The sequence below is a fragment of the Egicoccus sp. AB-alg2 genome (genome assembly GCF_041821065.1).
Classification (GTDB): Bacteria; Actinomycetota; Nitriliruptoria; order Nitriliruptorales; family Nitriliruptoraceae; genus Egicoccus.
On the sequence record NZ_JBGUAX010000007.1, the window covers coordinates 341,822 to 367,247 of the forward strand.

Below are 25,426 nucleotides of genomic sequence, written 5' to 3' on the forward strand. Positions count from 1 at the left end.
GGTGGCGCCTTTGCGGAGATGGAGTCGCCCGAGCTCGCCGGGTCGGCCACCCTCAGCCTGGCGCTGGTCTCAGGTATCTGGTGGGCAACGCTCGTCAGCGCGAAGAGGAAGCCTCGCGCGCATCCCGAGGTCGCCCTCAGCGGCGGCGCCCTGCGTACGTACACAAGTCAGGCACCGAGCGAGAGGAGGCCAGCCACAGGGCCTTCCGACGCGCTGCAGTCGCCGCCCTCGGCGACGGGCACACCACCGCCGGGTGGTACCCGGACCCCTGGAGCGAGGGTTCGGTCAGGCACTGGAACGGGCTCGAGTGGACCACGGATACCAGGCACGATGCGCAGCCGCGGTAGCGATTCTGGGCACGGGGCGCGGGTCTAGCTGTAGATGCCAGCAGGGTTGTTCAGCTGATGTAGCCGTAGTCCGGGTGTCGCTCGGTTGAGGGAGCCGTGGGGTCGGTGGTGGTTGTAGTAGTGCAGCCACGCGGGCAGGGCGCGGCGGCGGTGCTGCGAGGTCTGGTAGGTGACACCGTAGGCCCAGCTGTTGGTGATCAGCCGGATGAACCGTTCGGCCTTGCCGTTGGTTCGTGGCCGGTAGGCCCGGGTGCGCAGGTGCTTGAGCCCGAGCTGGTGGCACACGCGGGCGTGGTCGCGGGAGCGGTAGCCGGGGCCGTTGTCGGTCATGACACGCCGCACGTGTACCCCTCGGGCGGCGAACCAGGCCACGGCACGCTCGAGGAACCCGGCGGTGGTCTGGGCGGTCTCGCCCTTATCGAGTACCTCGGCGTAGGCCAGCCGGGTCGCGTCGTCCACGGCGACGTGGAGGTACTCCCAGCCGATGCCGCGCACGCGGGTGGTTCGATCACCGTGCACGCGGTGGCCAGGCCGGCCGATCTTGCCGAGCTTCTTGACGTCAACGTGGATCAACTCGCCAGCGTGACGGCGCTGGTAGCGGTTGGGCGGCTCGACCGGGCCCAACTTGGACAACCGGTTCAGGCCGAGCCGGCGACACACTGCGGTCACGGTCGAGTACGGCATCCGCAGCGCGTCCCCGATCGCCGGCACGGTCCAGCGCTGCCGGCGCAGCTGCTCGATCGTGGCCACCATGGCCGGTGGGGTCGCGTGCGGCAACGATCGGGCGATCGAGGGGCGGTCGGCGAGCAGTTGGTCGCCGTGGCGCCAGCGGTCGAGCCACTTGAACACGGTGCGTTCGCTGACGCCGCCAAGCTCGGCGACGTCGGCCACGCTGAGCTGGCCGGCGTCGATCTTCGGGATGAGCTGTCGGCGTCGCAGAGGCGTCCAGGGCGCGTTAGCGTGAACCTGCATCCGGGTCTCCAGGTGCTGGCGGCGGTAGCACCCCCAGTCCTAGCGAGACCCGGATGTCTTCTGAACAACCCTCGTAGCAACTACATCTAGCGCCCCTTTGAGTAAGGCGTGGATCGTCCATGCTCATCCGTGGCTGGAGGCCCCGGGCGTCGGGTTTTGGGCGGGCACGCGCACGTCGGTCCTGACCCGGAGCCCGCAACGAATCGCGACGACCCCATCTCGTTATGAGCGGCCCTGGTCTCTAGCGGTGGCGCACAGAATCACGGTTGTGGCCCCTCCGTCGGTTCGGCGTCGGCTGCGCCCCTAGGTGCGCGACCGGGCTTCCGCCAGGTCGGCTAGCCGGTCGAGAGACGCCTGCAACATCTCGGACGTCGTGGACCGGGCTCGGGCGAAGCGGTTCTCGTCCGTTAGTTGCGACCAGTCGTAGGTGTGTGTCACCAACGTCGTCGACCCTCCTGCGGGCTCGAGCTCCCACCGCCAGAGGTGACCGGCCGGTGGCCGCCCCGGATCGGCGGGCCGCCACGCGATACAACGACATTCCTGGAACTCTACGACGTGGTTCTCGCGGACCTTGCCGCCCGTCAGCACCATGGTGAACACGTCCCCGACGTGCTGGACGCGCTGCCCCGTGGGCGCTTCGGCGAGGTTGTCGTTGCCATCCCACTTCGGCTGGTGGGCGGGGTCTGCGATCAGCTCGAAGACCAACTCTGCGCTGGCGGCCACCTCGCGGGTGGCCGACACTGAGCGGGGAACGTTGGCGTCGTCGATCATGCACTCTCCTGACCGCCCGGGGGCGCGTGCACCACGTGGTGGTGCTTGTTGTTCGCGTCTGTCGGTTCTACCACTGCTGGGGAGGGGCAAGGCGCGGCGCCGCCGACACTATGGGCGGCTCGGCCCCGTGCCTGCGTCGCTCGCAATCACGGTCTCGAGCGGGTAGCTATTGCGGGCGTGTAGTCAGCGTTGGGCTCAGCGCTCGGCGTGACGACAAGGTCGGTGCCATCGTCGCCGTCGCTTTTCGCTTCGAGGTGCTGCCATGCTGACGGGCTCGGCGACCTCGTCATGCCATCTCGCCCCGCCGCCGCGTGCCGGTCGTCGTGGCCCGTGTGGACGGTGCCACGTGCCGGCACGCGGTCCCGCGGTAGGACTACCCATCAGCACCTCATGCAGGCTCGCGGCCCGGCACCAATCGCCACGAGGCGACGGCCAGCCACGCGGTTGCGCTCGTCACGATGACCGCCACGAGGTACTTGACCCAGGTGGGGGCGGTCTCGGTGGCGAGCACGAGTGGCACCGTCAGCGCGTACGGGACGCCTCGGCTGCGTGCCATGCGATCCGACCGCCACACCGAGATCGCGACGAGGACGCCTCCGATCGCCAGCAGCGCCGCTCCGGCGAAGACGACGGCCAGCGCTCGTGTGCTGCCGTCGAGCACCGCACCGATGATCGCCGGCGCATCGACGTGCGCAGCGGCGACGTCGGGGTACGCCAGTGTCGCTGCACCGAGTCCGAACACCACGAGCGCAGCACCCGTCAGCGTGCTGAGGAAGGCGCCGAGCGCCACCCGTTCGGCTCGCGATGAGGAGAGCAATGCGTAGAGGGATGCCGTGCCCACGGCCAGCAGCATCACGGCGACCGCAAGCAGGGTGTGAGCGAAGGCGAGCCGTTGCGTCGTCATCGCGGTGACGAAAGCGTCGAGGTCGGCGGGGCTCACCTCCGGACCGTGCACGACCTGGCCGAGACCGAACAGCACCGTCCCGGCCAGCAGGACGACGATGCCGGCGCGCAGCCGTCTTCCGGGTACGTGGGAAGCAGCCGTGGAGGCTGGACGGACGTCGGTCATGACCGCACCTCCCCGCGCACGTCAGGCCGTCGCCGGGAGGGCGCCGACCTGTGCGAACATCGAGGCGAGGTCGCACAGGGTCCACGCCTCGACGATGCGGCCCTCACGAACCCGCAGGACATCCGTGCCGCCGATCCGGAACGGGAGGTCGCTTGCGGGGATGCCAGCGAAGTCGCCGGACTGGGTGCCGACGAGCTGCATGCGGATCGCCACCAGCTCCCCGTCAGCGACGGTGTCCTCGATCTCGATCCGCAGGTCGGGCACCGCGGCCGCCCACGTCTCGAGGTCGCGACGAACGCTCGACGGGCCGCCGTCCGAGCCGAGCCCGTGACCCACGTAGCCGGCGTCGACCAGTGCTGTCGCGGCGTCGAGGTCGCCTGCAGAGATGTGCTCGTAGAAGGCGATCGCAACCGCCGTCGCCGTGGTGTCCGTGGTCGTAGATGTGCTCATGTGGCTACCTCCTGAGCGGGACCGGCTCCCGCTCACGGAGGCACCATCCGTGCGTCCCGGCGAGGGAGCATGGGGAGGCCTCCCCATGTGTTCGCCCAGATCACCGGTCGCCGGCGTGGAGGGCGGCGTACGCCGCCGCCTCGACCCGGCTGCGCAGGCCCAGTTTGGCGAGGATGTTGCTGACGTGGTTGCCGGCGGTCTTGACCGAGATGAACAACCGCTCGGCGATCTCCGCGTTGGTCAGACCCTGGGCGACGAGACGCAGCACCTCCTGCTCCCGCTGCGTCAGGACACCGACGTTCTTCGGCCCGACACGGCTGCGGTCTCCGAGCGACCGCAGGAGTGCTGCGGTGCCATCCACGGCGTGCGTCGCGCCGACGCGTTCGTAACCGGCGAGGGCAGCGCGCGCCTCGGCAGCCGCGAGATCCGGGGCGTCGACCACCAGCAGCCGACCTAGCGCGAGGTGGGCGTCCGCGGTCTCGATCGCGCCCGGCGCCACGACCTCGAGGTCGTCGAGCGCGGCCTCGAGGTGCTGCCGGGCAGCCGCGGTGTCGGCCGACGCGGCCGCGACCTGCGCGCGGGCGAGGGCAGCGCGGCCGGCGACGCGGCGGTGCCCGGTGCGCCGCGCGAGCGCGTCGAGCCGCTCGACGACCCCGCTCGCCATCTCGACGTCGTCCCGCTGAAGGTGCGCCGTGACCAGCAACGCGAGGGCTGGCGCCGTCAGCAGGGAGTCGCCACCGAGCCGGCGGCACGCCCGTTCGAGGAGCGTGCTCGCGCCAATGGGATCGTCTTGCGCCAGCGACAGCTTGGCTCTCACGACCAGCGTGGCCGGTTCGTCCGCCTCGTCGACGGCCGCCGCGGCCTCCTCGAACCGTCCCTGGTCGACGAGGAGCTCGGCGAGCTTCGCCGCGGGCGGAACGCAGCGGGCGCGGTGTCCGGAGGCACGAAGTTGCCCGAGGAGCATGCGCAGCTGCTCCTCGGCCGCGGCCCAGTCACCGGCGGCGGTGAGCGCCTCGGCCGAGCACGTGGCGCAGAAGCTCAGCAGCCCCGGATGGCCATAGCGTTCGGCGACCGATGAGACGATGTCGTTCCACTGTGTGAACCGCTCGAGCTCGCCCGACAGCTCGCAGCGAGGACGAGATCGCAACACGCGGTGGCCAGCGTCGACAGCCGGGTCTCGCCACCGGTCGCCGCGGCCATCGCCTCGTCGAGATCCACGAGGCCGGACTCCAGGGCACCGCTGGCGACGGTGGCGAGCCCGCGGCGTGAGAGGGCGAGCACCTCGATGTCGACGTCGCCGGCGGCGCGGGCGTGGGTCAGCGCCGTGCCGGCCAGCGTGATCTGCTCGAACGGGTCCCGGGCCGTGTAGGCGCCAGCGAGTGCGACCCAGCCCTGAACGACGGGAGACGAAGTCGTGTCAGCGAGCGTCTCGGCACGCGCGAGCCATCCTCGCGATGCCGCCTCATTGCCGATGGCACCCGCGTACTCGCGGGCGAGCCACGCGGCAGCCGCGGCGGCCGCGTCGTCCTCGCCGCTCGCGCGCCAGCTGGCGTAGGCCATGGTGCGGGTCTCCAGCGCCGCGTCGACCTCGCCCAACCACCACAGAGCCTCGCTCAGGCCTGCGGACGCGCGCGCGTGCTCGGGCCCGCCGGGCGGGAGAGCAGGCGCGGCGAGTGACAACGCTTCGACGGCGTCCTGCCACCGGGCCTCATCCAACGCGCGCGAGCCCGCAGCCAGCAGCGCGTCGACGGACGCGCGTGTGCTCTGGGGCACGGGTCCTGCCTGACGGTCGTCCATCGGCCCAGCATGCTCGCGGCCGGTGGCCATGGCCACCATCGCGCTCGGATCGCGCTCCGAGGCGGCTGGCCTGCGCGCCGACACCGAGGGCAGGCCTGGGGTGCCCAGCCGTCTGGCACGTTGTACCGGCGAAGCGTCGACGGTGAAGCTCGCCACGGGCACCCTCGACCCTGCGGGTCGTCACCGCAGAGTGTTGGGCTTGGGGAGCGAAAGCAGCCGCACACTTCGTCGCGCTGCTTGCGGGGTAGCAGCAAGATCGGGATGGGTTCGCGGTCGGGGCACCTACCGCCGCTATGACTATGCGCAGGTCTGCGCCGAGGCCGACGCGCACGAAATCACGGTGATGGCGTACCGGGCGTCGTTGAGGCCGTTGCTGGTCTCAAGAAGGCACGGATCACGTCGTTGAGACCGTCAGGCGCTTCCATGTCGACCATGTGCCCGACGTTGGGGATCAGCACGAGGTCGGCCTCAGGGATGGTGGAGTACAAGGGTTCCCACACCGAGCGGGGAGCACGCACGTCTCGCTCGCCGTTGACGATCAGCGTCGGGACGTTGACCTGCGACAGCACGTCGCGCAGATCGGCCTCGGCGAAGGCACGCAGCGCGGTCCTGGTGGCAGCCGGGTGCAGTTCGCCGATGATCGATTCGAGCTCATCGATGATCACTGTCGGCGCGTCGTCGGCAACGAGCGTGCGGATGAGCGCTGGTGCCCAGTTTCTGGGCGGAAGCTGGGAGTTGCGCTCCATCAGCTGCAGCCGCTGCTCGACCGTTGCCGCGGGCAGCGAGCCGCGCCATCCGGCGTAGGCGCCTACGAGGATGAGCGAGCTCACCAGCGTCGGATGTTGGCGGTACAGCTCCAACGCAAGGCCTGCGCCCCACGACAGGCCACCGACGTGCACACGCTGCAGGCCCAGCGCCTGGAGGAAGGCGGCCAACACATCTGCCCAATCCGGCAGGCTGAAGTCCTGCGGTGGGTCCGATGACGGACCCGCACCCGGCGCGTTCCACGCCACCACCTGGAACTCGTCGGCGAGCCCGTCGATCTGTGCGCGCCACTCGCGGCTGTTCGTAGGCCATCCGTGCAGGAGCACCAGGGGTGGCCCGTCGCCTCGTCGGTCATAGGCGATTGAATGGCCCTCGACCTCTACTACGTGCACAGAACTGCCCCGCCACGGCCGTCCCAAGCCTACGGCTCTTCGCCCTGAAGGAACACCTCGAAGGGGGCGCACGCCTCAGCGATCGCGTCCTGCGCGTCACCTGTCACAACGATCGGGGGTTATGCACGCCCGGCCACACGAATGGTCGCACGCATATTCACGGCGATGTGCGTGGCCACGATTTGAGGATGACTCGCAGCTGACCGATGTCGCCCGATCACGTCCTAGCCTGCCGCCCGGTAGCGTCGAGTCGTGGGCACAGATGAGGAGACGTCGTGGACATCGAGTTCGTCGCGAGCTTCTCCCCGATCGTCGAGGACATCACCGGCGCACGCAGCTTCTACGGTGAGCAGCTCGGCATAGACTTCGAAGGTGGCGAAGACGACTACGCGTTCACGGAACGGCTCGACGGCGTGAAGCACCTGGGCCTGTGGCCGCTGTCGGCAGCTGCTGACGCGTGCTTCGGCACGCCGAACTGGCCTTCCGACCTCCCCCGGCCCCAGGCCAGCATCGAGTTCGAGGTGGCGGACGTCGCGGCCGCTGCGGCGGAGCTCGTCGAAGGCGGCCATCAGCTCCTGCATGAGCCGCGCACGGAGCCCTGGGGCCAGACGGTCGCCCGGCTTCTCAGCGCTGACGGGCTACTAGTCGCCGTCTGCCACACGCCACACCTGCGCGAGGGCGCCACCTGACCGGCAACTCCTGAGCCAGACGACTGTTGGTTTCGGGCGGTGCAGCCGCTCAGCCAGTCCGCCCCATGGTGACGGCTGCCCGCGTGGGACTCGGCAGCCGAGTCGTGGAGGGATGCGTTACCGGGCGCCGGTGGCTCCGGCGAGGTAGGTCGGTGGGATGTGCTCATCGATTCCGGCGCGTTCCAGCGTGGTGCCAGCGGGATGAGGACGGGCTGGTTGCCCCGGCCCACGACGCGGACCACGCGGTGCGTTTGCGAGCGCCAGGTCGCACAGGTCGGCGCCGCACGCCTCGGACACCCGCAGGGCGTTGAGTGCGAGTAGGCAGGCCAGGGGCGGGGAGGGTCGAACTCGACGAGAACCTGCCGAACGATCTGGCGACGGCGCTACGTCGCGACGGCCGTGACGTGCACACGGTCGTCGTGAAGCGACTCGCCGGCGAGAGTGACCCGGTGGTCATGGCGGCGGCAACGGATGAGGGCAGGATCCTGCTCACGCTCGACCGCGGAATCGGTGACCTGCGGCGCTACCCACCGGGCAGCCATGCCGGGATCGTCGTCGGCGGGCCGTCTGGACACGGTCCGGACCGCACGAAGAACCCAACCTGTCAACGCACTCCGACCAAGAGGGTGGCGGCATGACGCTGCAACGGATGGACAACGTCGGCATCGTGGTGGAATCCCTCGATACCGCCATCGCCTTCTTCCTCGAACTCGGCCTCGAGCTCGAGGGACGAGGCATGGTGGAAGGGGAATGGGCAGGGCGCGTCACCGGGCTGGGTGACCAGCGAGTCGAGATCGCGATGATGCGTACACCGGACGGCCACGGACGGCTCGAGCTATCCCGCTTCGTCGAACCGGATGTGATCGCCGATCACCGTGACGCTCCTGTCAACGCCCTCGGCTACCTCCGCGTCATGTTCGCCGTTGACGACATCGATGACACGCTCGCCCGGCTTCGCGAGCTCGGCGCGCAACTCGTCGGCGAGGTGGTGCAGTATGAGGACGCGTACCGCCTCTGCTACATCCGAGGCCCGGAGGGGATACTGATCGGGCTGGCCGAGGAAATCGGTTAGCAGCTCGGGTATGGCGTTCTACGCACCTGGTCTCGTCTACAACGGCGATCGAAATCACGGTCTGGGGCCGGCAGCTGACGCGGGCACGGCCCGCCGCTACGGGTTTCGCTTCAGCCCGTAACCCTGAGACCGGTCCGAGCGACTCTGTTGTGGGTTGCGCAGGGTCGAGGTGCAGCACCGGGTGGGAGAGGGTCATCGCTGTGGACGACGCGTCGCTCGTGCGTCGGGCCCGAGAGGGCCGGCCGGAGGCGTTCGCGGTGCTGTTCGAGCGGTACGAGACGCGATTGCAGGCGGTGGCCGGCGCGATGCTCGGCGACCGAGAGTTGGCCCGGGATGTCGTGCAGGACACTGCGCTCGTCGCGTTGGCTGGCCTCGATCGGCTCCGCGACCCCGACCTCGTCGGGGCGTGGCTGAGTGGGATCTGCCGCAACCTGTGCCGGCGGCGGCTGCGCTCGCGCGTGCGATCGGAGTGGTCGTGGACTGCCCTGCAGGGCGGTCGGATCCCGCTCGACCAGCCCGATCCTCACGCCACCCCTGAAGACGACGCCGTCCGTGCCGAGGCAGCCGAGGCCGTTCGGCGAGCGGTCGCCGAGCTACCCGCGGGCCAACGTGACGCGGTGAAGCTGTTCTACCTCGATGACCGCAGCTACCGCGAGGTGGGCGAGATGCTCGGTCTTGACGTGAATGCGGTCAAGGCTCGGCTCCATCGGGCACGAAGGCGCCTGCGGCCGCGCGTCCGTCCGGAGGCGGCGGCCGCCAGCCCGCTGCCGGTTCGTCCTTCAGGCGTGCGGCAGCCCGCGGGAGCCCTACCGACCCGCACACCGACACCGGAGGAACACATGACGACGACGGACACCCCCACCCCGGTCGAGCTCGAGATCGATGAGGTGCGGCGACGAACGATCGACGGGCAGGAGCAGTACGTCGTCGTGCTGCAGGCGGCGACGGGTGAGCGGCTGCCGATCTGGATCGGCCCCTCGGAGTCGATCGCCTTGGCGCTGCGACTCACTGGCACACCCACCCCGCGGCCGCTGACCTACGAGACGATGGCGAGCCTGCTCGCCGCGGTCGACGGTCGAATCACCGAGATCTTCATCACCAAGGTGGAGAACGGCGTTTTCTACGCCGACGCCGTGGTCGAGGGCGCTGGTGGCAGCGCGCGGGTCGACCTCCGCCCCAGCGACGCGCTGAACCTCGCTCTCGTCACCGGGTCGCCGATCCGCGCCTCCGCCGCCGCGCTCACAGAGGGGCTGAAGACCGAACGGGCTCATGTCACCAGGCTCGAGGACTTTCCCGACGACGCCGCGTCGATCGTGGCGGATCTTCGTCGACAGTGGGAGGTGCAGCTCGGGCACTTCTCGGAACCCGAGGCGGAGTAGGCCGACGATCCCAGCGATGCCCTTCGGCGATCAGTCCGCTGGCCCCGCGGGTCGGTGACGGGATCGTTCGCTTGGCGGCCAGGCGCGCCATCAGGTCGAGCTTCGACGGCCACACGAACCGGTAGTCGTGAGGCGAGTACCGGAAGGTGCCGTCGTCCAGCCGGCCGTCGTGGTGGACACCGCACGCTGCGTCACGACGTCGAAGGTGTCGAACCCGACGTGCTCCGCCGCGAGGTCGAACGGGACAGCGACTGGCCATGTCTCCGACCGAACGTGACGTGGTTGACCGAGTCGACCGGCCTTCTAGAGTCGCGGCATGGTGACGAATCTGGAGCCCATCGTTCACGAGTACGCGCTCCGTTGCGATCCGGAGAGCGCTTTCGTGATCTACACGACCCGGATCGGGGACTGGTGGGATCCCCGTTATTCGGAGAACGCTGAGACGTTCGAATCGGTGACCATCGAGCCGTGGGTCGGTGGGCGAATCTATGCCGAACACGCGGATCTCGGGCAGCACGACTGGGGTGAGGTGACGCTCTGGCAGCCGGAACGTCGGGTCGTTCACACCTTCACGCTCGCCCAGGACCCCAGCCACCCCAGCGAGGTCGCCGCGAAGTTCGAACCAGGCGAGAATGGCCCTGGCTGCGTCTTCCGGTTCGAGCACGGGGGATGGAACGAGACCAACGCGGCCACACGCGAGAAGTTCGGTGACTGGCCGGTCATGCTCGACCGCTTCGCCGCCCTGGTCGAAGCCCGAACCTGACCCGATCCCGGGCGTCGGATCCGCTAGGGGCGGCAGCGGCTTCCCGAGCATGCGGTCGACGTCCCCGCCGTAGCCAGCGATGACATCCTCGAGATGCTCGTGGTGCCCCAGCGTGAGCGTGGCGAGGTCGAACAACGCGTCACCCTGGCTGGCCTCGCACCAGTCGATGATCCCGGTGGCCGGTTCACCGTCGATGAAGCCGTGCTCGACGTGCAGGTCACCGTGGAGGAACGCCGGCGTCCACGTCCGGAGCGCCGCCTCGGCGAGATGACGATTGCGCGTGACGATGTCGGGAGGAAGAACGCCGTTGACGACGAGCCAGCCGCACTCGTCGACCAGCCGACCGGAGAGCGAGATCACGGCGGTGGCGCAGCCTGCCGGGACCTACCCTTCGTGACGCCTCGTGGAGGAGCTGTCCGTGGACCACGTGAAGGTCGTCGTACCCACCCCCGGCGGACCGGGGTCGGAGCGCGCCTGGGCCGAGCCGGTCGACGTGGCGGCGGGTCGCTACCGCATCGACAACGTGCTCTTCTTCGCGGACGGGGTGTCACTCGATGACATCGTGCGGTGCGAACCCAACGCCGCTGGTGACCTCATCGTGGTCGAGGTCGTCGAACGCTCCTCCAATGCGACCCTCGCGTTCTACCCCCACGACGAGACGATGGGCCAGGACGGTCGTGACACCGCCTGCCGGCGACTCCTCGCTCGCATCGCCGACCGACACGGCGACACCGTCAGCTGTGAATCCGGCATGGGGTTCGTGACCGTCTGCGCCTTGCCGGATACGGCCGACAGCGTGCTCGCCACCGTTGCGGCCGAACACGACCCCGACGGCGCCGTCGACCAGGACGAACGGCGTGCCGGACGCTGGCGGTTCTTTCCTGTCGCCCATCCGGCGTGGGAGGTCCCGTCCCCCATCGAAGGGGCCGACGACCTACTCGCCGAACCAGCCCCCGAGGTCTTCGCGGTCGCCTGGCCCGAGCCCGGTGACGACCTCGTCGCGTCCTGGCCCCCCGAGTTCGTCGAGTCCTTGCGTTCCTGGGCCTCCACCGACGAGCGCATGCGTGACGTGCTCGACCGGCGCATGTACGTGCAGGCCGTCGGCATCTACGGGCGCAACGCCCTGATGCATGAGCTCGGTGGCGATGAGGTCGGCCCAGCACCGTTCCGCCTGCTGACCACCGAAGTCGACGACGGCATTCGACAGGGCTGGCTGGCCGCCCACATCGACGGGCAGGTCCGCTGGTGCCGTGGCGACGAGGCGGACGAACGGATGCGCCGGTTCTTCGGCAGGTTCGGACTCGACCCGGACGCCGACCCGTACCGTCCCGTGTCCGGCGGGCCGGGCTGACCCGCCTTCAGCGGTCGGACAGGCCTCTGCCCTCGAGGATGCGCGGGACGATCTTGTCCACGCGTCGTTCGCGCGTGGTCGACTGCTTCGCGGCGGAGACGTGCAGGTTGTAGGCGCGCTGGCGGCCGGGGGTGAGCCCGTCGAAGGACGCGGCGAGCTCGGGGTCCCCCGCGAGCCGTTCCGCGAGCTCCGGGGCCAGCTCCTCGTCCGGCCGCGGTGGCACCTCGGTGCCGGCGTCCTCGACGGCGATGGCCTGCTGGACGTACTCGGCGACGGCATCGGCGTGCGTCTCGACATCCTTCACCGACGTGAACATCATCCGGCGAGCGGCGTGCGAGTTCGGCCCGACCTCCTCGAGCAGCCCCGCGGGGTCGTCGAGCAGGATGCCCTTGAAGAACATCAGCGCGAGGTTGTCGGCGAACTCCTGGACGATCGCGATGTTCGCGTCGCCGTGGGTGTAGCAGGGCTTGCCCCACTTGATCGTCTCGTCGAGGCCGGCCGAAACCAACAACGGACGCAAGGCCCGGATCTCCTCCGGCCACTGCTCGGAGGCCTCGAGGTACGCGTCGACGTCGGGGAAGTCCTCCATGGCTTGCTGCCCCCTTCCGGGACGGGAACGACGCCTTCAGTGTGCCGAGCTGGTGGGTCCGTCGCCGGACCGATCCCGAGTGCGAGCACGTCGTCGAGCCAGCTCCGCGTGCTCGGCGGGCCGGCTTCCGCGGAAGCGCTTCGGCGGGGGGCGTCGGCGATCCCAGCCGGCGCCGGCCACTAGGGTGGGTCGGCGTGTCACGATCCGATCCCGCCATCGCCGCGTCGACGCTGCGCGACGTCGCGCTCGGTGGTGCCGCCGGGGCGCTGCTGCGCGCGGGCGCGGTGCTTCCCGCGGTCGTGGTCGCGGAAAGCGAACTGGTGGCGCTGGTGGCGCTCAACGCGCTGGGCGCGTACCTGCTCGGACGCCTGCTCGTGCGGGCCGTCGACGACGTCCGGTGGCGGGCCCGCCTGCCGCTGCTGGGGACGGGGCTGCTCGGCAGCCTGACGACCTTCTCCGGGCTCGCGGTGCCGCTCGCGCTGCTGTGGGCCGGCGGCGCGCCGCTGGCGGCGGCGATCTGGGCGCTGGTCAGCCTGGCCACCGGCGTCTGGGCCGCCGCCCAGGGCTTGCGGGAGGTCGACTCGTGACGGCGGCGGCGCTGTCGGGCGCCGTCGCGGCGGCCGTCGGACTGGCCGTCGCCGGCGCGCTGGGTGCGGTCGTGCGACACCTCGCGGTCACCGTGGGCAGCCGTCGTGGTGACACGGGACGCGCGGCGGCCATCGCCGTCTGCAACCTCCTCGGCGCGCTCGCCCTGGCGGGGCTCGTGGTGGCGGACCGCCGTGGCGTGGTCGGCACCTGGTCGCTGCTCGTGGTCGGTACCGGCTTCTGCGGGGCCGTCACGACCTTCTCCACCTGGGTCGTGGACGTGGTCGCGGCCTGGCACGGCGGGCAGCGCCACCGCGTCGTGCTGGTCGGGGTGGACCTCGTCGGGCAGCTGGTGGTGGGCGTGCTGCTGGCCTCCCTCGTCGTCCGCTGGGCGGCCGGCTGACGGGCGGCCCTCAACGCAGCGCCTCGACCAGCAGCACCACCGCCATGCCGGCGAACAGCGCCGCGGAGGCGAGCCGCACCGTCCGTGGCGAGAGCCGCTTCCACAACGCGCGCCCGACCACGACGGCCAGGACCCCCGACACCGTCATCCCGAGCGTCGCCCCGACCCACACCCCGAACGCGGAGGTCGTGGCGGCCAGGGCGAGCGCCGCCACCATCGTCTTGTCGCCCAACTCGGCCAGCGAGATCCCCGCCACCACGGCGAGGAAGCCGCGGCCACCGCCGGGTGCGCGATGCGCGTCGATCTCGGTGGCCGGCTCCTCGCGCCAGGTCCGCACCGCGAACAACGCGAACAGCGCGGCTGCGACGAGCAGCAGTGGCTGGGTCGGCAACGCCGTGCCGAGCAGCGCCCCGGCCGTCACCGACAGCCCCATCGTCAGTGCCGACGCCGTGGCGACCGCGGCGACCAGCAGGGCGGTGCGGTAACGGGCGGCGAGGGAGAGCGCGAGCAGCTGCGACTTGTCGCCGAGTTCGGCGAGGAAGACGGTCGCGAACGCCAGGAGGGCGGCGTTGAGCATGTCCGGCACCTTCGACTTCCTGGTGGTGCCGGGTGGGGGCCACGTCGCTCCGACCCGACACGCACGACGTGTCTGGGTCGGAGGTCTCGCCCGCTGACGCCTGTCGGCGATCAGCCCGCGCGGCCGGGTGCGACGCACCAGTGTGTCGACCGTGCGATCGGGGGCTACTCCCCTCCGAGGCGGCGAGGGTATCGCAGGGCTCGCCCGCCGCGCGAGGCGGTCAGCGGCAGGTCTCGCTGCGTTCCACCACGGAAGCCGCCTCGTCCTCCGACGGTGCGTCCCCGCCGGTGGCCTCCTCCGCGCCGGTGGTGACGTCGTCGGAAGGCGTGTCGGCGTCCGTGCCGTCGCCCTCGGCCGCCTCGGCGCCGGTGTCGCTCTGGACGTCGGGGGTGGCGCCGTCGGTGCCGGCGTCGGTGCCACCAGAGCCATCGGTGGTCGCGCCTTCGCCAGCCGCGCCCTCGCCCGCCGCGTTCTGCTCAGCCGGGTCCTGCCCGGTCATCAGCCACCGCAGCAGCTCGCGGGTGCGCTGCTCGTCGACGACGACGTAGGCGGCCCCGTCGATCGTCTCGATGTCGCCGGGCACGACCTGGCCCTCGAGACCGCCCCGGACGGTGGCGCGGTGCTCGCGCGCGAGCTGCTGGATGCGGTTGAGCGTGAGCGTGTCGTCGAGCTCGACGGCCTGGGCGACCGCCTCGGCGACGCGGAAGGTGCGCGCCGGGTCGTCGAAGACCCCGACGCTGGCCAACTCGTTGCGCAGCTCGGTCACGAACCGCTGCTGGCGTCCCATACGTCCGAAGTCGTTGTCGATGTGACGGGCCCGCACGAACGCCAGCGCGTCGGCGCCGTCGAGCCGGACGCAGCCGGCCTCCAGGTCGAGGTTGGCGTTGTCGTCCTGGAGGGGTTCCTCGACGTACATCGACACGCCCCCGAGGGCGTCGACGATGTCGACGAAGCCGCGGAAGTCGACCTTCACGACGTGGTCGATGCGCACGCCCATCCAGTTGCTGAGTGTCTGGACCACGCAGGTGGCCCCGCCGCGACCGTCGAGTTCACCGATCGCGTAGGCGGCGTTGACCCGGCCGCTGGTGCCGTCGCAGCGGGTGAGCAGGGTGTCGCGCGGGATGCTGAGCAGGCGTACCTCGCCGTCGTCCGGGTCGAGCCGAGCCAGGGAGATCACCTCGGTGCGCTCGCCCTCGGCGTCGCCCGTACCCAGCTCGCGGCGCTCCTCGGGCGTGAGCACCTCGCGGGAGTCCGACCCGAGGACCAGCACCGTCAGTGCACGCGGGTCGAGTTCCTCCTCGTCCGCGCCCTCGTCGGCTCGGCCGTCTCCATCGGCGTCGCCGGACGCACCCACCGGCGGGCCCTCGCCGAGCCCGTCCACGCCGACCCGGTCGATCGACGCGTTCAGGGACCAGAGCCCGACGGCGACCAGCGCGGCGACCGCCAGCAGGACGGCGCCGCCGATCAGCGCGGTCCGACGGCCCCAGCCGGGCCGTCGCTCGCGCTCGGCCCAACTCGCCCCGCGGATGGTGTCGGCCACGCCCTGTCCTCGTCCCTATCGTTCCCGGTCGTCGATCGTCCCCCGACTCGCGCAGGATGAGCCACCCGGAGGGTGGTGTGCGGAGCGCGGTGCGGTCGTACGGCCGTCCAGTCCGCGCACGGGCCGGTCGTTCGGGGCCGCCACCTGTTCGTCGGGACGCCGACCGATCGGGCGGGGCGGGCCGGCTAGCGTCTCGCGTCACCCGAGCCGGCGATGTGCCGCGTTGTTCGCAGACCTGTTCCCCCTCACGGACGCCGGTGCCGTCTTCGCGGTGCTGCTGCTGCTCGTGCTCGTGGGGCCGATGCTGGTGCGGCCGTTGCGGCTCCCGGACCTCGTCGGGCTGATCGCCCTGGGCATGGTCGTCGGTCCCAACGTGTTGGGCATCGTGTCGGGGCAGGTGCTGATCCACGCGCTTGGCTTCGTCGGCCTGCTGTACCTGATGTTCCAGGGCGGCCTGGACCTCGATCTCGAGGGGTTCGTCGAACGGCGCCGGGCGTCGATCCTCTTCGGCACCGTGACGTTCGTGCTGCCGATGCTGGTGGTGACCGGGGTCTCGCTGGCGATCGGGGTGCCGTTCCTGGCCGCGGTCATCATCGGCTCGGCGCTGACCAGCCACACCCCGCTGTCGTACCCGACCATCGCCCGCTACGACCTGGCCCGCAATCCGGCGGTGACGGCCAGCCTCGGTGCCACGTTGCTGGCGACCGTGGCGGCGCTGCTCGTGCTGGCGGTGGCGTCGGCCGGCGCCGAGGGCAACCAGGGCGTCGGCTACTGGCTGCTGTTCACGGCCGGCATGGTGCTCTACGTCGGTGCCATGCTGCTGGGGGTGCCACGCTTCACGCGCTGGTTCTTCCGCGGCCTCGGCCAGGACCGCGAGGTACGGCTGACGTACCTGCTGTCTGGCATGGGCCTGGCCGCGGTGGTGGCCGGTGCGATCGGCATCGAACCGATCGTCGGCGCCTTCCTCGCCGGTCTGGCGTTCAACCGGTTCGTGCCCGACGGCACCGTCATCGCCGACCGGGTGGCGTTCCTCGGCCGGTCGCTGTTCATCCCCGCCTTCCTGATCAGCACCGGGATGATGCTGGACCCGGTCGCGCTCGTGACCGACCCGGCCACGCTCACCCTCGGGGTCGCGCTGGTGGCCGCCGAGGTGGTGTCCAAGTGGGGTGCCTCGACGGTGTCGGGGCGGTGGCTGGGGTTCACCGCCAACGAGCGCGGCCTGATGTTCTCCCTGAGCGTCGGGCAGGCGGCCGGCGCCCTGGCGGCGGTCGTCGTCGGCCAGGAGCTCGGACTGCTCGGCACCGCCGAGGTCAACGCGATCATCCTGGTCATCATGGTCACGGCACTGCTGGCCGGCGTCAGCGCCAACCGGCACGCCCCGCAGGTGCCGCCGCCGGGCACCGAGGGCCGCTCGCTGGGCAAGCGGGTCGTGGTACCCGTGTCCAACCCGGACACGATCGAGTCGCTCGTGCGGGTCGCCGGGCAGGTCGCCGCGCCCGACTCCGGGGCCGTCGTCGCGGTCAACGTCCTGCCCTTCGACGCCGCGCCGGAGCAAGTCCGCGCCAACCGCGAACTCGCCAGCCGGGCCGAGCGCGCCGCACTGGCCGTGGGCTCCGAGGTCAACACCAGCGTGCGCATCGACGCGTCGATCGACGGTGGTGTGCTGCACAGCGTGGTCGAGCAGGACGGCACCTGCCTCGTCATGGGGTGGGAGGGCCAGTCACGGCGCCGGGGATCGCTGTTCGGCAGCGTCATCGACCGGTGCGTGGCGATCTCGCCGGTGCCCGTGCTGGTGTGCCGGCCCGGGATCGACGAGCCGACCCGCCGGGTCGTGCTCGTGGTCACCTCCGACGAGGTCGGCTTCGGCCACGACCGGGGGCTGGTGCTGGCCGCCGAGGTCGTCGGCCGGCTCACCCGGCAGGCCGAGGTGCCCTCGCTGGTCGTCACCGACCTGCCCGAGGACGAACTGCGCCACCGCCTCGACCATCGCATCCGGCCCAGCGAGATCGTGACCGAACCGACCGTGCTGCGGGCCCTGGCCAGCCGCGTGCGAGAGGGCGACGTCGTGCTGGCCGTGACCCCGCCCGCCACCAGTCGGCTCGGTCGCGGCGCCCACCGTGTCGCGCAGGCCGCCCGTGGCCGCACCGTGGTCGTGGTCGTCCCCCGCTGATCACTCGCGGCCCGTGCCGGGCCCGGCTCGCTAACGTGTGTCGCTACGCCGAGCTCGGACGCCATCGTCCGGGACGGGGGACCCACTCGGATGCCGCGGCATCCACGGGGCGAATCCGCGTTCGCGCGGTAAGGCGACCCTTCGCGCCCGAGCCCGACAGCTAACCCCGTAGGCGACACCGGAGGAGCGTCGCAACCGGCACGGCGTCCACGACGGATGCACGGCACCTGCGGCCTCCACGCGACCGAGCCCGTCGCGCGTGAGACCCGTAGAGGCATCCCGTGTCCTTCGAGATCCCACATCTGCCCCTGCAGCAGCCGGGCCTGCTGCTCGCGGTCCTGACGGCGGCCATCCTGCTCGCGCCGATCCTGGCGCGTCGGCTGCGGCTGCCCGAGGTCGTCGCCGTCGTGGTGGTCGGCTTCGCGATCGGCCCGACCGGCCTCGGGCTGGTGGAACGCGCCGGCGTCGTCGAGGTGCTCGGCAACGTCGGCCTGCTGTACCTGATGTTCGTCGCCGGGCTGGAGCTCGACCTCGACGACTTCATCGAGCACCGGCGCGACTCGATCGGCTTCGGGGCGTTGACCTTCGTCGTGCCGATGGCGCTGGGCACGGTGTCGTCGCTGGCGCTCGGCTACGACCTGCTCGCGGCGATCCTGCTGGCGTCGTGCTGGGCGTCGCACACGCTGGTGACCTATCCGGCCTTCCAGCGGGTGGGCACGGTCGGCAACCGCGCCGTGGCGACCTCCGTCGGCGCGACGATCATCACCGACACGGCCGCGCTGCTGGTCCTGGCGGTGGTCGCCCGCGCCCACCAGGGCGCGCTGACGCCGGTGTTCTGGCTCACGTTGCTGCCGTCGATGGCGATCCTGACCGCGGGGGCCGTCCTCGGGCTGCCCCGCGCCGCCCGCTGGTTCTTCTCCGGCCGCGGCCAGGACCGCTCGCTGCGCTTCCTGTTCGTCATGGTCGCCCTGTTCACGGTCGCGTCGCTGGCCGAGGTGATCGGCATCGAGGCGATCGTCGGCGCCTTCCTCGCCGGCCTCGCCCTCAATCGCAGCGTCCCCAACGGCGGCGCGCTGATGGAACGCATCGACTTCCTCGGCGCGACGCTGTTCATCCCGCTGTTCCTGCTCGCGACCGGGATGCTCATCGACATCCAGGTCCTGCTCGAGCGGCGCACGCTGCTGATCGGCGGGGTGTTCACGGTGGTGGCGCTGGTCGCGAAGTTCGTGGCCGCCTGGATCAGCGGCAAGGCGCTGCGCTACACGTGGCCGGAGATCGGGGCGATGTTCGCGCTGTCGGCCGCGCAGGCCGCCGCGACCCTGGCCGCCATCGTCGTCGGCCTCAACGTCGGGCTGATCGACGAGGACACGGTCAACGCCGTCATGATGGTGATCGTCGTGACCTGCCTCGTCGCGCCCGCGGTGGCGGGTCGCGCGGCGCCGCTGCTGCCCCGCCCGGAGGTCGCCCGTGACCTCGGCGAGGTCGTCGTCGTGCCACTGGCGAACCCGGCCACGGCCCCCCGGCTGATGCGGGTCGCGTCCGCGTTCGCCCGGGCCGACGGTGGCCTGGTCGTGCCGCTGATGGTCGTGCCGTCCGAGACCGACCGCGAGCGGCTGCGCGAGGTCCGCGAACTGGACGCCGAGGTGGTGGCGGTCGCACAGTCCGCCGGCGCGGAGGCCCGCAGCGTGCTGCGCATCGACGTCTCGACCGACGCGGGCATCGCGCACACGGTCGTCGAGCAGCAGGCGTCGCTGCTGGTCATGGGCTGGAAGGGCGGCACCGACCGGCACGGCGCGCTGTTCGGGGGCGTCATCGACCGGGTGCTGTCCCGCAGCTTCCTGCCGATGCTGCTGGTGCGCGAGGGCACCGAGCGTGTGCAGCGCGTCCTGGTGGTGGTCGACGACAGCATCTCCTCGCCCGCGGGCGGCCCGGCCCTTGAGCTCGCACTGGAGTCGGCCCGACTGCTGGCGCGCGAGGCCGGTGGCGTGCCGGTGGCGGTGGTGTCGCAGGAGGCCGACGGACGCGTCGACCGGCGGGTGCGCGAACACCTCGACGTCGAGGTGGCACACGACGGGCGGCGCCGTTCGATCGTCGTGAAGGCGCTGGCCCGGCCGGAGGACCTGATCGTCGTGCCGACCATCGCCGACGAGCCGAACCTGACCTCGGTCGCGGCACGGATCGCCCGGGCGGCACCCGAGGGAGCATCGCTCATCGTGGCCGTGGACAACTCCCCGGTCGCGCCCGGCCGGATCGTGCCCAACGACGAGGAAGCCGTCGCCGTCGGCGAGGCCGGTCGCACCGCCCACTCGACCGCCCCGATCACCGAACCGGGCACCGACGCGGACGCCTGATCCGGCCACCACCGCACGCCGGACACGAGCGAGGCCCCGGCGTGGGGGACGCCGGGGCCTCGAGAGGGGCAGCGGTGGGGCTAACCGCGCCCGCGGGCGGACGCCTGGGCCGGACCGGGCTGCTCGCCCGCGTCCGTCCCGTCCGCCTCGTCGTCGCCCGGGGCGGGGCGACGGGTCTGTGCGTCCTCGCGCTTCTCCTGCGCGGCCTGGCGCTTCTCCTGCGCGGCCTCGCGACGCTCCTCGGCGCGAGCCTGGCCCGCGGCCGCCTGCTCGTTCGGCGCGGCCGGACGTGCCTCGGCGTCGTCGTCGGCGCCCTCACGTGCCTCGCCGGAGCGGCCACGCTGCTCCGAGCGGCCCTCGCTGGCGGCGGCGGCGACCGCCCGGCCGAAGCCCTCGTCGCCCGGCTGCAACTCACCGCCGCGGATCACCTCGTGGACGGCCTCGGCGCGCCCGTTCGCGGAACGCGGCGCCTCGTCCGCGGCGTGCTCGGGTGCCCCGGCGTCCTCGTCCGCAGGCTCGTCGGCGGGGTCGTCGGTCTCGCCCTCGTCGGAGGTCGTCTCGTCGTCGGTGGCGTCGCCGTTGCCGTCGGTGCTCTCGTCCGGCGCCTGGGTGGCCTCGTCGGCCGCGTCGTCGGCGTCCTCGTCCTCGATCGCGAGGTCGGGCGCCTCGGCGGACGGCTCGTCCACCGGGTCGGTGGTGACCTGGTTCGCGACGACGGCGCCGCCGGCGATGGTCAGGCCACCGATCGCGGCCGAGGCGACGACGTGCTTGGCCAGGTAGGCCAGCAGGGTTTCGACGAAACTCACGGGTACCTCCGTTTCAAGTCGGGCCGCCAGGCCCGCTCGACGTTGCGGTCACCCGGGTCATCGTCCGTCCGGCCGGGCCGGGGGCGGCGCCTCCGTTGGTCGTGCGTTGGCTGCACGCCCTGCTCCGGAGGTGTCCTCCTGGGGCGGCGCCTCGGGCAGCCAACGGCGACCCGCCGCTCCCTCGTCGCTGCGCGAGGCACGGTCGGCGCTGGCGGGTGGTGGGGACGGCCGCCGGGTGGGCCGGTCCGTCGCCGGTCGGTCGCCGGGAGCGCCGGCCGTGCGCTCGTCCGCCCGGCCCGGAGGCGTGTCCTTGGCGGCCGGCCGCTCCGCCGTCGGCGTGTCACCCGCGCGACCGCGGGCAGGCGGCGGCGTGGCCGGCCGGGACCCGGCGGCCGGCGGTTCGGAAGACCGCGCCGGGGGCCGGGTTGCGGGCGCACGGGCCGCCGGCGGGGTGAGGGCCGTGTCGCGGTCGCCGGCCTTGCCGGCGGGCGGCGCGGGCTGCCGGCTGCGCCTGGCCGCGGCGGCGTCCTCGTCGACGGTGGCGGGACGACTCGTGCGCGCCGGCTCCGCACGCCCGGTCGCGCCATCGACCTGCGGGTCGCGGGCCGGCTCGGACCGGTCCGGCACGTCCTCGTCGTCCATGGCCGGGACGACGTCGTCCGGGGTTGGCGCCGCGGTGTCGTCCGACGGGCGTGGCAGGTCGAACCCGACCCACGCGGCGGCGTCCGCGACGACCTCCTGCGCCGGGGCGGGCAGCAGCCCGCCGGCCGCGAGCCCGGCCAGGACCGCCGCGGTGGTGAGTCCAGCGGCGACGGAGCGGCGTACCGCCTGGTGACCCGTCGCACCGAGCGCCGAGCGGATGGCGCGCCGATGCCGCTGGGCGGTGACCTCGTCGGGCGGGGCACCGAGCTCGCGCTCGATCGCCAGGAATGCCGCCGCGACCCGCGGGTCGTCCTGCGGGTCGACGAGGTCGTCGAGGGGGTCGTGGTGGGTCATGGTTCTCGTGTCGTCACCCAGGTCATCGACGGTCGGGCCCGGGAGGGGGCGTGAGTGCCGAGGAAGTTCCGTCGTCGTCCGCGCTGCGCGCGTCGGTGGCGATCAGTTCCCGGAGGCGGGCGAGGCCGCGCTTGGCCAGTCCCTTGACCGCCTCGGGATGGCGGTCGGTGACGCGCGCGATCTCCGGCGTGCGCAACCCGGCGACCAGGCGCAGCACCAGGACCTCGCGCTGGTCGTCGGAGAGCCGATCGAGGAGCGCCAACACCTCGTCGCGCGAGAGGCGGGCGAGCGCGTCCTCCTCGAACCCGCCGGCGACGGCCGCCAGGTCCTCGGGCGCCGCCGGTTCTACGGGACGGCGCGAGGCGGCACGCCGGGCGTCGATCAACCGCCGACGCGCGATGGTGAACACCCACGCGCGGAACGCGTCCTCGTCGTCGTCCGCCAGGCGTGGCAGCGAACGCACCACCTCAAGGAAGACCTCGCCGACGAGGTCCTCCGGGTCCGGGGCGTGCTGCGCGCGGGCGTAGCCGAGCAGGGACGGCGCCAGGTCCCGGTAGAGGGCATCCCACGCCGCCTGCCGGCCGCGGCGCGCCGCGCGCAGGGTCCGAGGAAACGCCGAGCCGAGCGAGGCCGTCCTCCAGATCGAACCGTCCCGGGCCGCTCCCGGCTCACCGCTGGCCGGGGTAGAGCCAGCCGTAGACGGCACGGGTGATCGTCGGCATGACGGCCCACGTCATGAGCGCGACCAGGAACGGTGTGACGACCACCGTACGCAACCAGCCCGGCCAACCCGCAGTCAACGGCGCCAACAGCGCGTTGGACGCCAGCAACAGCGGCACCAGCCCGAGCGTCGTGAGGATCGCCTGCTTCCAGCGCGGCGGTGGGCCGGTCGGCGTCGGCCGGCCGTCGAGCGTGAACCAGGTCTCCAGCCCGGTCTGCTCCTCCCACGCCCCGGTGTCGACGGTGAGGTCGTCCAGGCGCGCGATCCACCGGGCCCGCAGGTCCGAGCGCTTCCAGCGCACCATCGCCTCGTAGTCGCGGAAGCGCAGCACCAGCACCCACTCCGGGCCGCTGTGGGCCGTGCCCGGCGGCAGGACGGTGATGCCCTCCGCACCCGGGAACTCGGTCAGGATCAGCCCGATGTCGTGCACCCACGCCTCGTAGGCCGCCTCCATGCCCGGCCGCACCAGTCGGCTGATGACGACGGTGACCGGCTCGGCGGGCTCGGTGGGCGTCCCGGCCGGATCCGCGGGGCCGGCGGTCACGACGCGCCGGCCCGCTGGCAGTCGGCGCAGCGGCCGTTCACGACCAGCTCGACGTGCTCGGTCGCGAACCCGTGGCCTTCCTCGAGGTGCTCGCGGATGCGTGCCACGAGCGTGCCGACGTGGTGGTCGACGTCCCCGCACACCTGGCAGACGAGGTGGAAGTGCTCGTCGGGATGGGCCAGTTCCCACCGGCCCGCGTCGCGGTCGCCGAGGCGTGTCACCCGCGCGAGCCCGAGCTCCTCGAACAGCGACAGCGTGCGGTACAGCGAGGCGGTGTCCACCTCCTCGCCGGCGTCCTCGATCGACGCGGCGATCTCCTCCACCGTCCGGTGCCCGTGCTCCGCCTGCAACGCCTGCCAGACCACGCGTCGCGGTCGGGTGACGCGATGGCCGTGGGCGCGCAGGGTGCGATCGAGCTCGGTGTCCATCACTCGACAGCGTACGTGCGCGGCCGGTGGCCGGGACGCTCGGCGGGGCGGGTCGGCGGTCGCGCCGTGCGGGTCAGTGGTCGTGCTCGTCGGCGTCGGCTTCGGCCTTCGTGGCGTGGACCGTGCCGTCGGGATGCTCCGGCGGGGTGTAGACCGTCCACACGCGCAGCGACTCCTCGCCGGCGTTGCGGATGTCGTGGCGCACGCCGGCCGGCACGTACACCAGCTGGCCCGGCCCCATCGGCTGTGCCTCGCCGTCCAGGACCGCCTCGCCGCGGCCGGACACCACGTACAACAGCTGGTCGGCGTCGTCGTGGTGCTCCTCGCCGATCGCCTCGCCCGGCTGCAGGTGCATGGTGACGAGCTGGCTGTGGGGCCCGGTCTGCACGACGCGGCGGTAGTCGTCGGTCTGGCGGGCCAGCTGCTCGATGTCGTGGATGCGGCCGTCGCTCATGGGTACCTCACGTCTCGTCGGCATCGGCCCGCGGGACCGGTTGGACCGATCCGCGCGGGCGTCTGCGGGAGAGCCTGCCACCGCGGCCAGTGTCTGGCCGGGGAACGCCCTGACCGTCAGCGGGGGACGACCAGCATCCCGCTGCGCAGCTTCGGCAGCACGTAGGTGGTCTTCGGTGGCATGGTCGCGCCCGCCTCGGCCACCCGGAGGACCTGCTCGACGTCGGGTGGTGCCAGCGCGATGCCGACGGCGTCGGGGACCTCCAGCGCCGCGAGCCCCTGCGGCGCCGGGACCGGCACGGTCGCGCCGGCCGCGCCGGCCTCGCCGGTCGTGGCGGCGAGCAGCGGGGCCACGATCTCCCGCTCGGCGAGACGGACGTCCAGGGCCTCGACCGGGTCGTCGGTGACGGCCCGGTCGCGCAGGTCCAGCGCCCACCAGGTGCCGGCGACGACGAGGTGGACGCGACCGGGCCCGTCCGGCGCAGCCGCGCCCGGCAGCGGTTGCGGAACCAGCCCGCGGTCGCGCAGCCGGTCCAGGACCATGTCGGCGAGGGGCTCGCCCAGACCGTGCACCCGCCGGTGGAAGGGCAGGACGCGTAGTTGGTCGGCCGGCAGCAGGGCGGACAGCACCCGGCCGGTGCCCGGCTCGTGCGCGGCGACGGCCGCCGCGCGGTGATGGCCGTCGGCGACGAACAGTCGGCCGGCGGCGTCGACCGCGGCGACCAGGTCGGCCTGCCGAGCGGGGTCGGTCACCAGCCACAGCGCCACGTCCATCCCGTCGTCACCGCGGAACGCGACGTCCGGGGCGTCGGCGACGATCGCCGCCGCTGCGGCCGTGACGGCCGGGTGCGGCCGGTGGGTGAGGGCGACGGGGCTGGAGGCGACCCCCACCACCTCGAGGTAGCGCACGAGCTGCGCGACGCGGTCGCCGTCGACGCGTTCGTGGGGCAGGATCTCCGCCGCCTCGCCGGGGGCGCCGAAGCCGGACACCTCGAGGTCGCCGACGATCGCGATGACCCGGTCCGCGCCGGCGCCCAGCGCCACGACGACCAGGGTCGGTCGCGGGATGGCCTGGAAGTGACCGTCCTGGAGCAGCCGGTCGAGGTTGCGGCGGCAGGCGTGGAGGGTGTGCTCGAGGTCGGCGTGCGCCTCGGGGCCGGCCGGTGGCAGCACGTTGAGGAAGCTGCGCGGGTCGGCGGCGGCCATGGCCGTGCGCTGCGCCGGCGTGAGCGCGTCGTAGGGCGGGGCGACGACCGCGTGCGCGCCGTGGTCCGCGACGACGTGGCCCGTGAAGGGCAACAGCTTGGCCACGTCCACCTCCCGGAACCGCTCGACGCCCCGACCACGCTACCCGTCGCCGGTGCACCGCCGGCGCCGGGCCGCCCCGTGCGGGGGGCGAAGCGCCGGTGAACCGGGAGCCGGCGAGGGCCACCCGTGCCGCGCGTC

28 protein-coding genes, 1 pseudogene and 1 riboswitch are annotated in these 25,426 nt (G+C 72.3%); of the genes and pseudogenes, 11 read left to right on the top strand and 18 right to left on the bottom strand.

Annotated features, from left to right (window positions below):
• Nucleotides 1-80 precede the first annotated feature (80 nt).
• Nucleotides 81-347 carry a DUF2510 domain-containing protein gene (locus tag ACERM0_RS15855; protein ID WP_373679587.1) on the top strand — a complete coding sequence of 89 codons (267 nt, stop codon included), beginning with the start codon at nucleotides 81-83 and terminating at the stop codon, nucleotides 345-347.
• Between the two features lie 24 nt (nucleotides 348-371).
• Here the strand turns inward: ACERM0_RS15855 and ACERM0_RS15860 are convergent, their stop codons facing one another.
• The 7 genes from ACERM0_RS15860 to ACERM0_RS15890 all read right to left on the bottom strand — a co-directional run bounded on the left by ACERM0_RS15860 (nucleotide 372) and on the right by ACERM0_RS15890 (nucleotide 6,497).
• Nucleotides 372-1,319: an IS481 family transposase gene (locus tag ACERM0_RS15860; RefSeq protein WP_373679588.1), complete on the bottom strand. Its 948-nt coding sequence runs from the start codon at nucleotides 1,317-1,319 to the stop codon at nucleotides 372-374.
• A gap of 303 nt (nucleotides 1,320-1,622) precedes the next feature.
• Entirely contained in the window at nucleotides 1,623-2,090 is a 468-nt protein-coding gene (locus tag ACERM0_RS15865) for an SRPBCC family protein (RefSeq protein ID WP_373679589.1), read from the bottom strand.
• Nucleotides 2,091-2,478: 388 nt separating this feature from the next.
• The gene (locus ACERM0_RS15870; protein WP_373679590.1) at nucleotides 2,479-3,159 is read right to left on the bottom strand and encodes a hypothetical protein; all 681 of its coding nucleotides are present in this window, start codon (nucleotides 3,157-3,159) and stop codon (nucleotides 2,479-2,481) included.
• 21 nt (nucleotides 3,160-3,180) lie between these two features.
• Nucleotides 3,181-3,609, bottom strand: a complete 429-nt coding sequence (locus ACERM0_RS15875; RefSeq protein ID WP_373679591.1) for an ester cyclase — start codon at nucleotides 3,607-3,609, stop codon at nucleotides 3,181-3,183.
• Between the two features lie 100 nt (nucleotides 3,610-3,709).
• On the bottom strand, nucleotides 3,710-4,756 hold the full coding sequence (locus tag ACERM0_RS15880) for a response regulator transcription factor (RefSeq protein ID WP_373679592.1): 1,047 nt from the start codon (nucleotides 4,754-4,756) through the stop codon (nucleotides 3,710-3,712).
• A complete protein-coding gene (locus ACERM0_RS15885; protein WP_373679593.1) occupies nucleotides 4,648-5,562 on the bottom strand; it encodes a hypothetical protein in 915 nt (304 codons plus the stop codon). The genes ACERM0_RS15880 and ACERM0_RS15885 overlap by 109 nt, the downstream gene beginning before the upstream one ends.
• Nucleotides 5,563-5,741: 179 nt before the next feature.
• Nucleotides 5,742-6,497: an alpha/beta fold hydrolase gene (locus ACERM0_RS15890; RefSeq protein ID WP_373679594.1), complete on the bottom strand. Its 756-nt coding sequence runs from the start codon at nucleotides 6,495-6,497 to the stop codon at nucleotides 5,742-5,744.
• A 341-nt stretch (nucleotides 6,498-6,838) separates the two neighbouring features.
• Between ACERM0_RS15890 and ACERM0_RS15895 the strand changes: the two genes are divergently transcribed.
• The 5 genes from ACERM0_RS15895 to ACERM0_RS15915 all read left to right on the top strand — a co-directional run bounded on the left by ACERM0_RS15895 (nucleotide 6,839) and on the right by ACERM0_RS15915 (nucleotide 10,466).
• Nucleotides 6,839-7,252 carry a VOC family protein gene (locus ACERM0_RS15895; RefSeq protein WP_373679595.1) on the top strand — a complete coding sequence of 138 codons (414 nt, stop codon included), beginning with the start codon at nucleotides 6,839-6,841 and terminating at the stop codon, nucleotides 7,250-7,252.
• A gap of 311 nt (nucleotides 7,253-7,563) precedes the next feature.
• On the top strand, nucleotides 7,564-7,890 hold the full coding sequence (locus ACERM0_RS15900) for a DUF5615 family PIN-like protein (protein WP_373679596.1): 327 nt from the start codon (nucleotides 7,564-7,566) through the stop codon (nucleotides 7,888-7,890).
• On the top strand, nucleotides 7,887-8,324 hold the full coding sequence (locus ACERM0_RS15905) for a VOC family protein (RefSeq protein ID WP_373679597.1): 438 nt from the start codon (nucleotides 7,887-7,889) through the stop codon (nucleotides 8,322-8,324). Before ACERM0_RS15900 ends, ACERM0_RS15905 begins: the two co-directional genes overlap by 4 nt.
• A gap of 200 nt (nucleotides 8,325-8,524) precedes the next feature.
• On the top strand, nucleotides 8,525-9,703 hold the full coding sequence (locus ACERM0_RS15910) for a bifunctional nuclease domain-containing protein (protein WP_373679598.1): 1,179 nt from the start codon (nucleotides 8,525-8,527) through the stop codon (nucleotides 9,701-9,703).
• 316 nt (nucleotides 9,704-10,019) lie between these two features.
• Nucleotides 10,020-10,466: an SRPBCC domain-containing protein gene (locus tag ACERM0_RS15915; protein ID WP_373679599.1), complete on the top strand. Its 447-nt coding sequence runs from the start codon at nucleotides 10,020-10,022 to the stop codon at nucleotides 10,464-10,466.
• A gap of 54 nt (nucleotides 10,467-10,520) precedes the next feature.
• Here the strand turns inward: ACERM0_RS15915 and ACERM0_RS15920 are convergent.
• Nucleotides 10,521-10,808: pseudogene (locus tag ACERM0_RS15920) on the bottom strand (phosphotransferase); the annotation flags it as partial.
• 76 nt (nucleotides 10,809-10,884) lie between these two features.
• Here ACERM0_RS15920 and ACERM0_RS15925 point away from each other — a divergent pair.
• Nucleotides 10,885-11,817: a DUF4265 domain-containing protein gene (locus ACERM0_RS15925; RefSeq protein ID WP_373679600.1), complete on the top strand. Its 933-nt coding sequence runs from the start codon at nucleotides 10,885-10,887 to the stop codon at nucleotides 11,815-11,817.
• Between the two features lie 7 nt (nucleotides 11,818-11,824).
• Here ACERM0_RS15925 and ACERM0_RS15930 read toward each other — a convergent pair whose 3' ends face one another.
• Nucleotides 11,825-12,406, bottom strand: coding sequence for a YdeI family protein (locus ACERM0_RS15930; RefSeq protein ID WP_373679601.1), 582 nt, complete (start codon nucleotides 12,404-12,406; stop codon nucleotides 11,825-11,827).
• 194 nt (nucleotides 12,407-12,600) lie between these two features.
• On the opposite strand from ACERM0_RS15930, the gene ACERM0_RS15935 reads away from it, so the two are divergent.
• On the top strand, nucleotides 12,601-12,993 hold the full coding sequence (locus ACERM0_RS15935; RefSeq protein ID WP_373679602.1) for a CrcB family protein: 393 nt from the start codon (nucleotides 12,601-12,603) through the stop codon (nucleotides 12,991-12,993).
• Nucleotides 12,990-13,394 carry a CrcB family protein gene (locus ACERM0_RS15940; protein ID WP_373679603.1) on the top strand — a complete coding sequence of 135 codons (405 nt, stop codon included), beginning with the start codon at nucleotides 12,990-12,992 and terminating at the stop codon, nucleotides 13,392-13,394. The genes ACERM0_RS15935 and ACERM0_RS15940 overlap by 4 nt, the downstream gene beginning before the upstream one ends.
• Nucleotides 13,395-13,404: 10 nt before the next feature.
• Here ACERM0_RS15940 and ACERM0_RS15945 read toward each other — a convergent pair whose 3' ends face one another.
• Nucleotides 13,405-13,971 carry a TMEM165/GDT1 family protein gene (locus tag ACERM0_RS15945; protein WP_373679604.1) on the bottom strand — a complete coding sequence of 189 codons (567 nt, stop codon included), beginning with the start codon at nucleotides 13,969-13,971 and terminating at the stop codon, nucleotides 13,405-13,407.
• A gap of 220 nt (nucleotides 13,972-14,191) precedes the next feature.
• Nucleotides 14,192-15,511: an LCP family protein gene (locus ACERM0_RS15950; protein ID WP_373679605.1), complete on the bottom strand. Its 1,320-nt coding sequence runs from the start codon at nucleotides 15,509-15,511 to the stop codon at nucleotides 14,192-14,194.
• Between the two features lie 223 nt (nucleotides 15,512-15,734).
• Between ACERM0_RS15950 and ACERM0_RS15955 the strand changes: the two genes are divergently transcribed.
• Together ACERM0_RS15955 and ACERM0_RS15960 are read left to right on the top strand one after the other, a co-directional pair.
• Nucleotides 15,735-17,681, top strand: coding sequence for a cation:proton antiporter (locus ACERM0_RS15955; protein WP_373679606.1), 1,947 nt, complete (start codon nucleotides 15,735-15,737; stop codon nucleotides 17,679-17,681).
• 36 nt (nucleotides 17,682-17,717) lie between these two features.
• Nucleotides 17,718-17,871, top strand: a riboswitch (cyclic di-AMP (ydaO/yuaA leader).
• Nucleotides 17,872-17,962: 91 nt separating this feature from the next.
• Complete coding sequence (locus ACERM0_RS15960) at nucleotides 17,963-20,032, top strand: cation:proton antiporter (protein ID WP_373679607.1); 2,070 nt, start codon at nucleotides 17,963-17,965, stop codon at nucleotides 20,030-20,032.
• Nucleotides 20,033-20,112: 80 nt separating this feature from the next.
• On the opposite strand, the gene ACERM0_RS15965 is transcribed toward ACERM0_RS15960, so the two are convergent.
• From ACERM0_RS15965 to ACERM0_RS15995, 7 genes are all read right to left on the bottom strand, one after another.
• Nucleotides 20,113-20,838 carry a hypothetical protein gene (locus ACERM0_RS15965; protein WP_373679608.1) on the bottom strand — a complete coding sequence of 242 codons (726 nt, stop codon included), beginning with the start codon at nucleotides 20,836-20,838 and terminating at the stop codon, nucleotides 20,113-20,115.
• A 57-nt stretch (nucleotides 20,839-20,895) separates the two neighbouring features.
• Nucleotides 20,896-21,834 carry a hypothetical protein gene (locus tag ACERM0_RS15970; protein WP_373679609.1) on the bottom strand — a complete coding sequence of 313 codons (939 nt, stop codon included), beginning with the start codon at nucleotides 21,832-21,834 and terminating at the stop codon, nucleotides 20,896-20,898.
• Nucleotides 21,835-21,856: 22 nt separating this feature from the next.
• Nucleotides 21,857-22,540: an RNA polymerase sigma factor gene (locus tag ACERM0_RS15975; RefSeq protein WP_373679610.1), complete on the bottom strand. Its 684-nt coding sequence runs from the start codon at nucleotides 22,538-22,540 to the stop codon at nucleotides 21,857-21,859.
• Entirely contained in the window at nucleotides 22,503-23,099 is a 597-nt protein-coding gene (locus ACERM0_RS15980) for an antibiotic biosynthesis monooxygenase (protein ID WP_373679611.1), read from the bottom strand. Before ACERM0_RS15980 ends, ACERM0_RS15975 begins: the two co-directional genes overlap by 38 nt.
• Nucleotides 23,096-23,527 carry a Fur family transcriptional regulator gene (locus ACERM0_RS15985; protein ID WP_373679612.1) on the bottom strand — a complete coding sequence of 144 codons (432 nt, stop codon included), beginning with the start codon at nucleotides 23,525-23,527 and terminating at the stop codon, nucleotides 23,096-23,098. The genes ACERM0_RS15980 and ACERM0_RS15985 overlap by 4 nt, the downstream gene beginning before the upstream one ends.
• Nucleotides 23,528-23,600: 73 nt before the next feature.
• A complete protein-coding gene (locus ACERM0_RS15990; protein WP_373679613.1) occupies nucleotides 23,601-23,981 on the bottom strand; it encodes a cupin domain-containing protein in 381 nt (126 codons plus the stop codon).
• A 116-nt stretch (nucleotides 23,982-24,097) separates the two neighbouring features.
• Nucleotides 24,098-25,291 carry a DUF1015 family protein gene (locus tag ACERM0_RS15995; protein ID WP_373679614.1) on the bottom strand — a complete coding sequence of 398 codons (1,194 nt, stop codon included), beginning with the start codon at nucleotides 25,289-25,291 and terminating at the stop codon, nucleotides 24,098-24,100.
• Nucleotides 25,292-25,426 lie beyond the last annotated feature (135 nt).

Bases quoted from the DNA above. Each gene is read 5' to 3' on its own strand.
- ACERM0_RS15905 (WP_373679597.1), top strand. From the start codon at position 7,887: ATGACGCTGCAACGGATGGACAACGTCGGCATCGTGGTGGAATCCCTC.
- ACERM0_RS15860 (WP_373679588.1), bottom strand. From the start codon at position 1,319: ATGCAGGTTCACGCTAACGCGCCCTGGACGCCTCTGCGACGCCGACAG.
- ACERM0_RS15865 (WP_373679589.1), bottom strand. From the start codon at position 2,090: ATGATCGACGACGCCAACGTTCCCCGCTCAGTGTCGGCCACCCGCGAG.
- ACERM0_RS15875 (WP_373679591.1), bottom strand. From the start codon at position 3,609: ATGAGCACATCTACGACCACGGACACCACGGCGACGGCGGTTGCGATC.
- ACERM0_RS15990 (WP_373679613.1), bottom strand. From the start codon at position 23,981: ATGAGCGACGGCCGCATCCACGACATCGAGCAGCTGGCCCGCCAGACC.
- ACERM0_RS15945 (WP_373679604.1), bottom strand. From the start codon at position 13,971: ATGCTCAACGCCGCCCTCCTGGCGTTCGCGACCGTCTTCCTCGCCGAA.
- ACERM0_RS15930 (WP_373679601.1), bottom strand. From the start codon at position 12,406: ATGGAGGACTTCCCCGACGTCGACGCGTACCTCGAGGCCTCCGAGCAG.
- ACERM0_RS15870 (WP_373679590.1), bottom strand. From the start codon at position 3,159: ATGACCGACGTCCGTCCAGCCTCCACGGCTGCTTCCCACGTACCCGGA.
- ACERM0_RS15915 (WP_373679599.1), top strand. From the start codon at position 10,020: ATGGTGACGAATCTGGAGCCCATCGTTCACGAGTACGCGCTCCGTTGC.
- ACERM0_RS15985 (WP_373679612.1), bottom strand. From the start codon at position 23,527: ATGGACACCGAGCTCGATCGCACCCTGCGCGCCCACGGCCATCGCGTC.
- ACERM0_RS15970 (WP_373679609.1), bottom strand. From the start codon at position 21,834: ATGACCCACCACGACCCCCTCGACGACCTCGTCGACCCGCAGGACGAC.